This is a genomic window from Hungatella effluvii, from assembly GCF_003201875.1.
In the GTDB taxonomy this organism is placed as follows: Bacteria; Bacillota; Clostridia; order Lachnospirales; family Lachnospiraceae; genus Hungatella; species Hungatella effluvii.
Window position 1 is genome coordinate 216,732 of the sequence record NZ_QJKD01000011.1, and the last position, 12,852, is coordinate 229,583.

The following is a 12,852-nucleotide window of genomic DNA, read 5'->3' on the forward strand; positions in this document are numbered from 1 at the left end:
GAAGCTAGACGTAGGGTCCACTACGCCGTCGCTTCGCGGACGCGCCCCTGACGCAAATATCAAGCACATAATTCACCGAAATTTACACAACGCTGTACTAGATGGATCCATCTGTCCTGTCGGGATGCAAAGGAGAGAAATATGGAAGATAAGACAATAACGATGCCGGTCATTGCTTTGCGTGGCATGACTGTCCTTCCTAAAATGATGATACATTTCGACATCAGCCGCAGCAAGTCCATCGCGGCTGTGGAGAAGGCGATGATCGGAGACCAGAGAGTCTGTCTCGTTACTCAGAAGAACAGCGAGGAGGCCGATCCGGGAGTCGACGAGCTTCATTCTGTGGGCTGTGTGGCGCTGATCAAGCAGCTGGTGAAGATTCCGAATAACGTGGTTCGCGTTATGGTCGAGGGCCAGGAGCGTGTGGAGCTTCTGGGACTGGACAGCGAGGAACCCATGCTAGTCGGTGAGATCGGAACCTTAACGGAGTCGGAGGATTCCCTGGACTACGTCACGAGACAGGCCATGGTGCGTATTCTGAAAGAAAAGCTGGAGGAATACGGCAAGGAGAATCCCCGGATGCTGAAGGAGGTCTTCCCGAACCTGATGATGGTTACGGACTTAGGCGAGCTTTTGGATCAGATTGCGATCCAGCTTCCATGGGACTACAAGAACCGCCAGAAGGTTCTGGAGTGTGTGCTGCTGGAAGAACGATATGAGACCGTCATGAGAAATCTTCTGACTGAGATCGAGATTACCCGTGTGAAACGGGAGATCCAGGGACGTGTCAAGGAGAATGTGGATAAGAATCAGAAGGACTATATCCTGCGGGAGCAGCTGAAGGTGATCCGTGAGGAGCTGGGCGAGGACAACCCGCTGTCCGATGCCGACGAGTATGAGAAGCAGCTTAAGGCTTTAAAGGCAGACAAGGAGACGAAGGACAAGATTCACAGAGAGATTGAACGGTTGGGGGCCATGCCGGGCGGAAGCCAGGAGGCCAACGTACTCCGCATGTATCTGGAGACGGTGCTGGATCTTCCGTGGAAAAAGGTGTCGAAGGACAATAACAACATATCGCATGCCGAGGAGATTTTAAACGCGGATCACTATGGGCTGGAAAAGGTTAAGGAGAGAATCCTGGAATATCTGGCCGTCCGTGTTCTGACGAAGAAAGGAACGAGCCCGATTATCTGCCTTGTGGGACCTCCGGGAACCGGTAAGACGTCTATCGCGCGCTCCGTGGCCAGGGCGCTGAACAAGCAGTACGTCCGCATCAGCCTTGGCGGAATCCACGATGAGGCGGAGGTCAGGGGCCACAGAAAGACATACGTCGGCGCCATGCCGGGCCGCATCGTGGAAGCCATGCGGCAGGCCGGAGTCAGTAATCCGCTGATGCTTCTGGATGAGATCGACAAGGTGAGCAGCGACTATAAGGGAGACACTTCCTCCGCGCTGCTGGAGGTGCTGGACAGCGAACAGAATGTGAAGTTCCGCGACCACTATGTGGAACTCCCCATCGATTTGTCCAATGTACTTTTTATCGCCACGGCGAATACGACGCAGACCATACCGGGACCGCTGCTCGACCGTATGGAAGTGATTGAAGTAAACAGCTATACGGAGAATGAAAAGTTCCATATTGCGAAAAACTATCTGGTAAGAAAGCAGCTGGAGCGGAATGGTCTGACGGAAGAACAGGTTTCCATTAGCGACAAGGCACTTGAGAAGATTATCCATAATTATACCAGGGAAGCCGGAGTGAGAAATCTGGAGCGCCGGATCGGGGATATCTGCCGGAAGGCTGCCAGAGAGTTCCTGGAAGATAAGAAGAAGGCCATCAGAATTACGGAAAATGGGCTGGAAAAGTATCTGGGTAAGGAGAAGATTACCTTTGAGGATGTCAATGAGGAAGATCAGGTGGGAATCGTCAGAGGACTGGCGTGGACCAGCGTAGGCGGAGACACTCTGCAGATCGAGGTCAACGTCATGCCCGGCAAGGGAACGATGCAGATGACAGGCCAGATGGGCGATGTGATGAAGGAATCGGCCCAGACGGCATTAAGCTATATCCGTTCCATTTGCCCGGAGTACGGCGTGGCGGACGATTACTTTGAAAAACACGATATCCACCTCCATATTCCGGAGGGAGCAGTTCCGAAGGATGGCCCGTCGGCAGGCATTACCATGGCGACCGCCATGCTGTCGGCTGTCACGGGGAGAAAGGTGGAGGCGAAGCTGGCCATGACGGGAGAGATCACACTGCGCGGAAGGGCACTTCCGATCGGCGGCTTAAAGGAGAAGATCCTGGCTGCCAGGATGGCACATATGAAGAGAGTTCTCGTGCCGGATAAGAACAGGCCCGACATTGCGGAGCTGTCGAAGGAGATCACGAAGGGGCTGACCATCATTTTTGTGAAGGATATGGCAGACGTGCTGAAGGAAGCCCTTGTAAGCGAATAGAAAGGAAGCCATATGATAATCAAAACAGTAGAGCTGGAGACCGTGTGCGGAATTACCAGTAAGCTGCCGGACAATACGAAGCCGGAGTTTGCATTTGCGGGTAAGTCCAATGTGGGGAAGTCGTCGCTGATCAACGCGCTGATGAACCGCAAGGCGTACGCGCGCACGTCTTCCCAGCCGGGCAAGACCCAGACCATCAATTTTTACAATATCAACGATGCCCTTTATTACGTGGATTTACCGGGGTACGGCTACGCAAAGGTAGCTCAGGAGGTAAAGGCCAAGTGGGGGAAGATGATTGAAAACTATCTTCACCAGTCTCCCATGCTGAAGCGCGTGTTCCTGCTTATCGACATCCGCCATGATCCATCCGTCAACGACAAGACCATGTACGACTGGATCGTGTACAACGGATATCAGCCGGTTATCATTGCGACGAAGCTGGACAAGATCAACCGGAGCCAGGTGCAGAAGCATATGAAGATGGTCCGTCAGGGACTGGGAATCGGCCAGGATGTGACGGTTATCCCATTTTCTGCTGAAACGAAACAGGGAAGAGACGAAATATGGGCTCTGATCGAGGAAATGATGGGAGAGTCTTGACAAGGAGACAAAATCTTTTTATAATGAACCTATTTATGAGATAGTGCAGAGGAGAAAAAGTTATGAAAAAAACAGGAAAGAGTTTGGCAGCAGCCTGCCTTGCGGTGGTTTTAGCCGTGTCGGCGCTGACTGCGTGTGGGAGCAAGAATGCGGCAGAGAGTACGCCGGCCGCCGGAGCAGAGGCGAATGAAGGCGGAGAGAAGGTATTGAAGGTTGCGATGGAGTGCAGCTACGCGCCGTATAACTGGACCCAGCCTACGGATGCCAACGGCGCTGTCGCGATTTCGGGAGGCTCCGATTTTGCGTACGGCTATGACGTTATGATGGCGAAAAAGATCGCCGACACGCTCGGCTATAAGTTAGAGATCGTTAAGCTGGACTGGGATTCCCTGGTACCGGCCGTACAGTCGGGAAAGGTTGACTGTGTCATTGCGGGACAGTCCATCACCGCTGAGCGCCTTCAGTCTGTAGATTTTACGGAGCCGTATTACTACGCGACGATCGTAACTCTGGTAAAGACAGGCGGAAAGTATGAGAACGCGGCCAGCGTTGCAGACCTTGCAGGCGCCACCGCTACCTCTCAGTTAAACACAATCTGGTACGACAACTGCCTGCCGCAGATCCCGGATGGCAACATCCAGCCGGCACAGGAGTCTGCACCGGCCATGCTGGTAGCTTTAAACTCCGGCAGGTGTGATCTGGTTGTGACAGACAAGCCTACCGGACAGGCTGCACTCATTGCGTATCCGGATTTCAAGCTGCTTGATTTCACGGGCAAGGATGGCGAGTTCCAGGTATCGGATGAAGATATCAACATCGGTATTTCTTTGAAGAAGGGGAATACAGAGTTAAAGGACGCCATCAACAGTGTATTGGCTACGATGACAAAAGATGATTATAATAAGATGATGGAAGAAGCGATTTCCGTTCAGCCATTATCAGAATAATCTTAAATTACAGAAATCGGCAGGGCATGCAGGCACGGGACAGAGCAGTTTTATTCCGTGCCGCTTGTTCTGTTTCAATTAAATTGGAGGTAATCTTATGTCGCTGCCGTCAGATTTTTTTGGAAGGATTCTATTTATCCTGCAGAAATACGGAGTATCATTTTTAAACGGCGCCGGAAAGACTATGGCGATCGCCCTTGTCGGTACACTGATCGGCTGTATCATCGGATTCGCGGTCGGAATCGTCCAGACAATACCGGTGGATAAGAAGGATAATCCTGTTAAAAGGGGAGTTCTGGGACTTATCAAGCTGATCTTAAATATCTACGTGGAGGTATTCCGCGGGACGCCCATGATGGTTCAGGCCATGTTTATTTACTATGGATCTTCCGTTCTGTTTGGATTTAACATGTCCCAGACGTTTGCCGCTTACTTTATTATATCCATTAATACGGGAGCTTACATGGCGGAGACGGTGCGCGGCGGCATCCTTTCCATCGATCCGGGACAGACAGAGGGTGCGAAAGCCATCGGTATGAATCATATCCAGACTATGGTCAATGTCATCATGCCTCAGGCGCTGCGCAACATCATGCCTCAGATTGGCAATAACTTAATCATTAACATCAAGGATTCTTCCGTGCTTTCCGTGATTGGCGTCGTAGAGCTGTTCTATGCGACGAAGGGCGTGGCCGGCGCTTACTATACGTACTTTGAGGCATTTACCATTACGATGGTGATTTACTTTATCCTTACCTTCACCTGCTCCAGAATTCTGCGTCACTGGGAGAAGAAGATGGACGGTCCGGACAGCTACGATCTCGCTACCACGGATACGCTTGCCTACACCAGCGGCCTGGTGAAATTCCCAGATCCAAACGAGAAGGAGGATAAGTAATTATGGCAGGAAATACAGTACTGGAAATCCATCATTTAAGCAAGACGTTCGGAACGAACGTGGTTCTCCGGGATATCGATTTCTCCGTGGATGAGGGCGATGTGACGTGCATCATAGGCGCCTCCGGTTCCGGTAAATCCACACTGCTGCGCTGTGTCAACCTTCTGGAGACACCGACTACGGGAGAGATCCTGTATCACGATAAGGATATCACCGACAGAAAGATGAACGCCGCATCCTACCGTACGCGCGTGGGAATGGTGTTCCAGAACTTCAACCTCTTTAATAACATGACAGTGCTTGACAACTGCATGGTCGGCCAGATCAAGGTTTTAAAGAAAGATAAGGAAGAAGCAAAACGTAAGGCCATGCTTTATCTGGAGAAGGTAGGGATGGCTCCCTATATTAACGCGAAGCCGAGGCAGCTGTCCGGCGGCCAGAAGCAGCGTGTGGCAATCGCCAGGGCGCTCGCCATGGAACCGGAGATTCTGTTGTTTGACGAGCCGACGTCCGCTCTGGACCCGCAGATGGTGGGCGAGGTGCTTGCCGTCATGAGGACGCTTGCAAAAGAGGGATTGACCATGATTATCGTCACCCACGAGATGGCGTTCGCCCGCGACGTATCGAACCATGTCGTCTATATGGCGGGCGGGGTGATCGAGGAAGAGGGCGCTCCGGCGGATATCTTCGGAAACCCGCAGAAGAACTCGACCAAGGAGTTTTTGAACCGGTTTATGCAGGGGTAGGCGGAGGAAATAACGGATAGCCGAAGCGGTATAAAAGTTCATATGGAAGGTTTGTGTTGGAAGCCCTGCAAAGTCTGGTGATTTTGCAGGGCTTTTTTGTGGAATCCTATCATGGATAATTAAAAAGAATTGTAGTTTTCTTGTATATACGAATGGCTTGAGTTCCGGTATGATAGAGGAAAAGGCAACGAAAAAACGCGTGGAGAGGAATTCGGTGAAGAATATGCGAAGAGCGATAATGTGCTGTGCGGGAATGGCACTGGCATCGGTGTTTCTTCTGACCTCCTGTGCAAGACTGGAGATGGGAACGCTGGAAACAAAGGAGAGCGGAGAGAATCAGCCGGAAAAGACGGATTTGACGCTGATGATTGATGAGACGACGGTGTCTTACTACGGCGATATGATGGAGGAACTGGAACTGGAATTTCCTGAATATAGGATTCATTCCATCGACTGGAGTCTGCCGGAGGTGGAGAAGACGGTTAAGACCGCAATGACGAGGGATGAGTCCATCGAGGTGGTGAAATGGTTTCCCAATCAGATGGAAAATTTTATATCCAGCCATGCCGCTATGGATTTAAGTCCGTACATGGACGGAGAATGGAAAAATATCTGGGAGGACTGGGCACTCGATATCGGTACGTATGATGGTAAGGTATACTGCCTTCCTTCTGTCGTGGTCTATCCCGTACTGGAGGTAAATGAAGAAATTCTGGAGCAGGCGGGCGTGACGGTCAGGGAGGAGTGGACTCTGACGGAGTTTGAAGATGCGTGTGAGCAGATCAAAAGCTATACGGGAGTATACCCTTTCGGCATCAGAGATTCTCGTGTTTGCTGGTTTATGCGCAACGCGCTTTTGCAGATCTGGGAGGACGGGGAGGAGATGAAACGGTTCCAGTCCGGCGAGATATCCTTCCTGGATCCGCGGGTGACGGAGGCATTTGACCGGGTGATGGGGCTGTTCCGCAGGGACTATGCCTATCCGGGGCAGGGGGCATTCTCTCAGACAAATGAGCAGATTAATGAGGCCTTTGAGAGAGGGGAGATTGCCATGATGTTTAATGTCAACAACAGTGTGAAAGAGAGCCTGGAACGGATGGAGGCTGCGGGAAGAAGCCGGATCAGAGTCGTGAGTTTTCCAACCATGGCTGCAGAATCGTGTGACTATCTGCTGGGCGGCTGTGAGGGCTTCTTTATTCCGGCGAACACAGACCATCCGGATGAGGCCGTCCGTCTGCTGAAGTTCCTGACCAGCAGCCGTATCTTTACGGAATTGAAAAATCAGGGATTTGCCGTTCCGGCTCATCTGGGAGAGGAGAAGGAAGGAAAGATTACCTCGGATTCCGGCAAGGTCTATTCTCAGGAACTGATGAATCTGTCCTCCAAGCTGTACAATTATATCAATTACGAACTCCCGGCCGCTTATTATATGGACAGGGAGACTACCCTTAAGGAACTGGAAACCATGCGCCTGGAAGCGGGAAAGGGGAGGCAGCCGTAATAGATATTTACATATTTTCGTAGTTATGCCAAATACCTTCCTGAAGCAGGTGATGTTATTCTATAACCATCAAATAAATAACTTATCGGGAGGTAAAAAGACATGTCTATTGCAATTGCAAGAGCGAAGGAAATTCAGTATGAGATCAGGGAGGGATACGGTGAGACCGAGGTTTTGGAAGGGGTCTATCCTCTGGTTCACGGATTCAAATGTGTGCTGAAAGCGGGGTATGATGTGAAACCCGAGGTATATGCGGATAAGACTGCCGTATACTGTTTTACCAGGGGAACCGGCTACATAACGGATGGACTCAGGGCTTACAATATCGATGAGCTGAGCTTCTATATTCCGGATTTTTCCAGAGAGTTTACGATTCATGCGGTGAGTGATATGGAGATCATGAAGATTGTTGTGGATCTTCTGGAGTCTGACAAGGCAGCCTATGAGGACACGCACATGGTTCTTCCTTCCTTCAAATGTTTCTCGGAGACGGAGCCATACGATCAGAGCTGCAAGGGGCCGAATACCAGAAGCTGGAGTGTAATTCACAGCGGAAATCTGGCCAGAGTCCTGATGGGAATTGTCTGCGCCGAAGGAGAAGGCACGGTTGAGAAGGGACATCCATCTGTGGCTCAGTACAATTACGCACTGGAAGGTGCAGATTTTGAGCTTACCGTAGACGGGGAGACCATCAATACGAAGGAGGGAGACTGGAGCTACGTGCCTGCAGGACTGGATCACTCACTCGTTTCCGAAAAGGGAAAGAAGGTATTCTATATTTGGTTTGAGCACATGGTGGATGAGGTGAAGCTTTCCTGATTTGAGTATGGCAGGGCTCGACAAAGGCGGAACGGATCAAACCATTCCGTCTTTGCTCCGGTTCCGCCGCTGGCAGTAAATAGAGCATGATGCAGTATAATGGGGAAAAGGGAGGGGGGACCACCCATGGAGCGATATCGGGATTATCCGCTGCAGCAGAAGCTGGTTATGGCACTTATGGTATGTATTGTCATACCGCTTACGGTTTTGGGGCTGTTTCTGAATTCGTATGTTGCGGGAAATACAAGAAAAAAGGAATACCAGATCAACCAGACCCTGGTGAGCCAGGTGGCTGGAGATTTGGACTCGCTGTTTACCAACATAGAGGAGTTGAAGTACGACTGCCTGACGGATTTCAGTCTGCAGGACATTATTACGGGAAAGGGAAATGTCACCGATTACAGCTCGGTGGGCAATTGGCTCGATTCCATTATCCGCAATGAACCGTGTTTCCACTCAATCTGTATTGCGGATGAGGGCGAGGTGATGATTCAGCGGGGAACGTATCTCGTCAGTGAGGAAGAGGCAAGGATTCGTCAGGCGATGGAGAAGGTGTCGGGCGGATTCTGGACCGGTCCCAGGCAGGCAAAGCGTGTGGCCGGAGGTGGGGAAGAGAGAGAGGATATGGTTCTCTCCTACTACTGCGGCATTAACAATTACGAGCAGATCGGAAAGATCGAGGCGGCTATGATCGTTAACGTGGACGAGGAAGAGTTAAGCCGGCGTTACAGCAGTTTTGTGACACCGCAGTCACTGGTTACCTGTCTTGTGGATGGTGAGGGAACGGTGCTTTCCTCAACCGATAAGACGAAAATGGGAAGCGTACTGCCGGTCTTCAACACGGTTTTTGAGGCGTGGGAACAGCAGGGAAATGGATATGTAACGGCCGGCTATGAAAGGGAGCGTGTGGTGGCCTTCTACGTCAGGAGTTCTGTGAACGACTGGTATTTTATAAATCTTGTGCCCCGGAGCGCATTTTTGTCGGGCAGCCGAACCAGTATGCTGGTGATCGTCTGCTCTTTTCTGCTGTGTATATTCTTTGGAATTACGTTTGCACTGATTCAGAAACGTTTCGTAATCGGCCCCATACGGAAACTGGTGGTGAAGATAGACCGGGTTGAGACAGGGAATTTTACGGAGGAATGCTCCGTATATCCGGGTGATGAAATCGGTGCTTTAAACCGGGAATTCGACGAGATGTCGCGCCGGCTGAAGAGGCTGATCGAGGAGGTCTACACAACGAAGATCAAGGAGCAGGAGGCAGAGCTAAATGCGCTGATTGCACAGATAAACCCTCATTTCCTCTATAATACCCTGGATTCGATTCACTGGCTGGCTGTCAAAAACCGGGACTACGCCGTAGGGGAACAGCTGGAGGCACTGTCTGCCATCTTTCGCCATGTGCTGAACCGTGGTGAGGAGTGTGTGACGATCGCCAGCGAGGTGGAGTTTATCCAGAATTATATGGCTATCATGGAGTCACGTTTTGGCCGTCGGGTAAAGATACAAATTCAGGCGGAGCCTGGGCTGGAACAAGTGTTGATTCCCAAACTCATCATTCAGCCGCTGGTGGAGAATGGAATTCTGCATGGATTGGAACCGAAAAAAGAGGGCGGGACGATTCTTATAACCATTGAGGTGCAGGGGGATAACCTGGTGATTGCCGTGGAGGATGACGGAGTCGGGGCGGATGAGGCCGAGATTACGGAAAAGATGAAGAACAGGGAGAGCGGAAAGGATACGTTTGCGCTGAAAAATATTGACGACAGGATTAAACTCCGGTATGGAAGCGCTTATGGTTTATACTTCGAATCGAAGCCCGGTAAAGGCACGAGAGTACTGGTCATGATGCCATTGGAACAAAGCTGTTAAATCGCTGCTGTAAGGAGGAGTGGGATGAATCTGATGATTGTTGATGATGATATACAGATCCGCGAAGGGATCCAGTATGGGATCGATTGGGATACGATAGGGATCACCGGAGTGAAAAGCTACGGCGATGGCATCGAAGCGCTGGAAGACTACGACGACTTCGCGCCTCAGATTATCCTGGCAGATATCCGTATGCCTGCCATGGATGGCCTGGAATTTTTAAAGTGTGTAAAGGAGCGGTCGGAAGCGGTAAAGGTTATCCTGATCAGCGCCTATTCTGATTTTGAGTACTGCCAGAAGGCCATCCAGCTGGGCGCCTCCGGCTACGAGCTGAAGCCGCTGAAGGTGGGAAGCCTGATCCAGAAGATCCAGGAAATGACGGAGCTGGTCAGGAAGGAAGCTGAGGGGAAGGAGGCCTACGATCGCTACGTGGCCTCCTACAGAGAGAAGCTGGTGGAGGAACTTTTTACGGGAAAGATTACGGACAGGAATGTGATCATCGAGCTTCTGCGAATGCATTTTCAACTGGAGGATGCCAGAAATTTGATCTGTATGGTTATGGCTGAGGATAAAGGGACAGAAGGGTTGGGAGATGAAATCAGGCAGTACCTTCATTCTCTATTAAGAAATGACCAGATTCTGCTGGAATTTCGGAACCAGTTTGTCGTTTTGACAAAGACAAAGGACTCAGCTATGTATACACTGGAGAGACAGAACCATATGAAGAACCTGTGGTATCAGATAAAACAGTACGGAGGCAGCAAAGGGCTGTCTCTGTCGGCGGGGATCTCGGGTATGGTGCCGGCGGAACGAATCTGTGCTGGTTATGAGACCGCTCTGCAGGCGCTGGGATACCGCTTTTTAAACGGGCCTGGCAGCTTTCAGATTATGGACAGGCAGGGAAAGAAGGAGACGGCAGGGCTGTGCCTGCCACTAGAATACGAGGCAGGGCTGAAAAAACACGATCTTCCGGAGCTTCTCAACGCCGTAAACATGTTTGGCGCGGTGGTATTAAAGTCAGAAAATACAGATCTGAAGCAGATCAAGGACCTGATCATGAACGGAATCGTCCGCCTTGCCCAGGAGATGGACCAACGTGCCGGGGCTGGCAGAGCGCTGGAAGAAGCAGCGTATCTTTCTGTGTGCCTGCAGATCTGGAAGGCGGAGTGCGAACGAATCATGAAGGCGCATGAGGAGAGCTGCAATGCCAATTATTCCTCGAATATCCGAAAGGCTATCGCCTATATTCATGAGCATTATGCTAAGGATCTGCTGGTTGAGGAGGTGGCCGCCTATACTGGAAAGACACCGAACTACTTCAGCAGTATTTTCCGTACGGAGGTCGGTATGACCTTTCGGGAGTATTTAAACCATTACCGTATTGAGCGGGCCAGAGAACTGATTGAGGGATCAGACATGATGATCTATGAGATTGCGGAACGGGTAGGCTACAGCGATTATACGTATTTTTCCCAGGTGTTTAAAAAGGTAACCGGAATATCGCCCACCAGTCTGCGGGGGCGGCTGAAAATCTAAATATCGTAGATTTTTTCATTATTGTGTAGGTTTTTCGGATATGGCATCCTACTCTGTTATTTTATAATAATTCCATCAGATACAGAAGAATAAAAAGAAACAGGAGGAATTGTTATGAGGAGACAGGTAAGAATGTTGTTGTCCGTAGTTCTGACGGGGTGTATGGTATTAGGGATGACAGCATGCGGGGAAAAGAGCAGCGGGGGAGCGACTGCTCCGGCAGAAGGGAATGAGCGTGTAGCTGCGGAAAGCAGTACAGCAGAGACGGCAGCGGGGCAGACGGGAGAGGTGGCAGAAGAAGGCGAAGCAGCAAAACTGGTCATGCTGATTGAGGAACCTAACGTATCATACTTTCCGGTCTTTCTGGAAAATATCAGAGAAAAGTATCCACAATACAGTATCACATCCAAGACCTGGGACCAGTCGCAGGTAGAGAAGACTGTGAAAACGGCTTTTGCCGGCGGTGAGTCGGTGGATATTGTTAAGTACTTTCCAAACCAGATGGAAACGTTTCTATCCGCGGATATGGCTCTGGATTTAACGCCGTATATGGATAAAGAGTGGAAGAGTATTTTCACGGAAAATGCCCTGGATATTGGTACATACGACGGGAAGCTGTACTGCCTGCCGATCACGACAGTATACCCGGATATTGATGTGAATGTGGACATCTTTGAAGAGGCAGGCGTGGAAGTAAAGGAGCACTGGACATGGGAGGAATTTGCAGATGCATGTGAGAAAATCAAGCAGAATACGGATGTATTCCCGTTTGCAATCTGCGACACCCGTGTCGGCTGGTTTCAGCGAAACGCATTTTTACAGATATGGGATACAAAAGAGGAGCTGGAGTCCTTTAACCGGGGAGAAATCTCCTTTAAAGATGAGCGCGTGGTAACGGCGCTTGACAGGATTAACGATCTGTTCGCAAAAGAATATGCCTATCCGGGGAATGGAGCTTTTTCACAGACAAAGGATCAGACACAGGCGGCATTTTCACAGGGAAAGATTGCGATGCTCTTTAATGTGAACAATGGCGGAAAAAAGATCCGTAATGTCATGGAAGAGGCAGGAATGACCAATATAAGAACCATAAGCTGGCCAACTATGGCGACGGGGGAGTGTGACTATGTGCTGGGCGGCTGCGACGGCTATTTCGTATCATCCAACACAAAAAATACGGAGGCATGCATCAATATCCTGAAGTATCTGACCAGCAAGGAGGCGTTTGAACTTCAGGTCGAAGACGGTGATGTGGTCCCTGCCAATGTGGAGGGAGGAACGAATGAAGAATTTTCCCGCGATTCCGCCAGGGTGTATCCGAAAGAGATACTGGCACTTTCCGCTGAATTGAATGATTACGTCTATTATAACATCGGTGCAAACTATTTTTATGACAAGGAAGGTACCCTTGAGGAACTGGAATCCTTGAGAACTTCGGCGCAGTAAAAATAGATGGGGGTGCTGTGGGAT

10 protein-coding genes are annotated in these 12,852 nt (G+C 50.4%); all 10 read left to right on the forward strand.

What is annotated here, in order from left to right; all coding sequences use genetic code 11:
* Nucleotides 1-141 precede the first annotated feature (141 nt).
* The 10 genes from lon (at nt 142) to DFR60_RS20305 (ending at nt 12,828) form a co-directional block, all read left to right on the forward strand.
* Nucleotides 142-2,460, forward strand: a complete 2,319-nt coding sequence (gene lon / locus DFR60_RS20260; RefSeq protein WP_110324504.1) for an endopeptidase La — start codon at nt 142-144, stop codon at nt 2,458-2,460.
* Nucleotides 2,461-2,472: 12 nt separating this feature from the next.
* Complete coding sequence (gene yihA, locus DFR60_RS20265; RefSeq protein WP_002603542.1) at nt 2,473-3,063, forward strand: ribosome biogenesis GTP-binding protein YihA/YsxC; 591 nt, start codon at nt 2,473-2,475, stop codon at nt 3,061-3,063.
* Nucleotides 3,064-3,125: 62 nt separating this feature from the next.
* A complete protein-coding gene (locus tag DFR60_RS20270; RefSeq protein WP_110324505.1) occupies nt 3,126-4,010 on the forward strand; it encodes a transporter substrate-binding domain-containing protein in 885 nt (294 codons plus the stop codon).
* 103 nt (nt 4,011-4,113) lie between these two features.
* On the forward strand, nt 4,114-4,908 hold the full coding sequence (locus tag DFR60_RS20275) for an amino acid ABC transporter permease (RefSeq protein ID WP_172683640.1): 795 nt from the start codon (nt 4,114-4,116) through the stop codon (nt 4,906-4,908).
* 2 nt (nt 4,909-4,910) lie between these two features.
* On the forward strand, nt 4,911-5,654 hold the full coding sequence (locus tag DFR60_RS20280; RefSeq protein WP_110324506.1) for an amino acid ABC transporter ATP-binding protein: 744 nt from the start codon (nt 4,911-4,913) through the stop codon (nt 5,652-5,654).
* Nucleotides 5,655-5,877: 223 nt separating this feature from the next.
* The gene (locus DFR60_RS20285; protein ID WP_167437658.1) at nt 5,878-7,155 is read left to right on the forward strand and encodes an ABC transporter substrate-binding protein; all 1,278 of its coding nucleotides are present in this window, start codon (nt 5,878-5,880) and stop codon (nt 7,153-7,155) included.
* 102 nt (nt 7,156-7,257) lie between these two features.
* The gene (locus DFR60_RS20290) at nt 7,258-7,974 is read left to right on the forward strand and encodes a cupin domain-containing protein (RefSeq protein ID WP_110324508.1); all 717 of its coding nucleotides are present in this window, start codon (nt 7,258-7,260) and stop codon (nt 7,972-7,974) included.
* 126 nt (nt 7,975-8,100) lie between these two features.
* Nucleotides 8,101-9,846, forward strand: coding sequence for a cache domain-containing sensor histidine kinase (locus DFR60_RS20295; RefSeq protein ID WP_167437659.1), 1,746 nt, complete (start codon nt 8,101-8,103; stop codon nt 9,844-9,846).
* Nucleotides 9,847-9,870: 24 nt separating this feature from the next.
* Nucleotides 9,871-11,382 (forward strand): helix-turn-helix domain-containing protein, encoded by a 1,512-nt coding sequence (locus DFR60_RS20300; RefSeq protein WP_110324510.1) that lies wholly within the window; start codon nt 9,871-9,873, stop codon nt 11,380-11,382.
* Nucleotides 11,383-11,496: 114 nt separating this feature from the next.
* Complete coding sequence (locus DFR60_RS20305) at nt 11,497-12,828, forward strand: ABC transporter substrate-binding protein (protein WP_110324511.1); 1,332 nt, start codon at nt 11,497-11,499, stop codon at nt 12,826-12,828.
* Nucleotides 12,829-12,852: the final 24 nt, after the last annotated feature.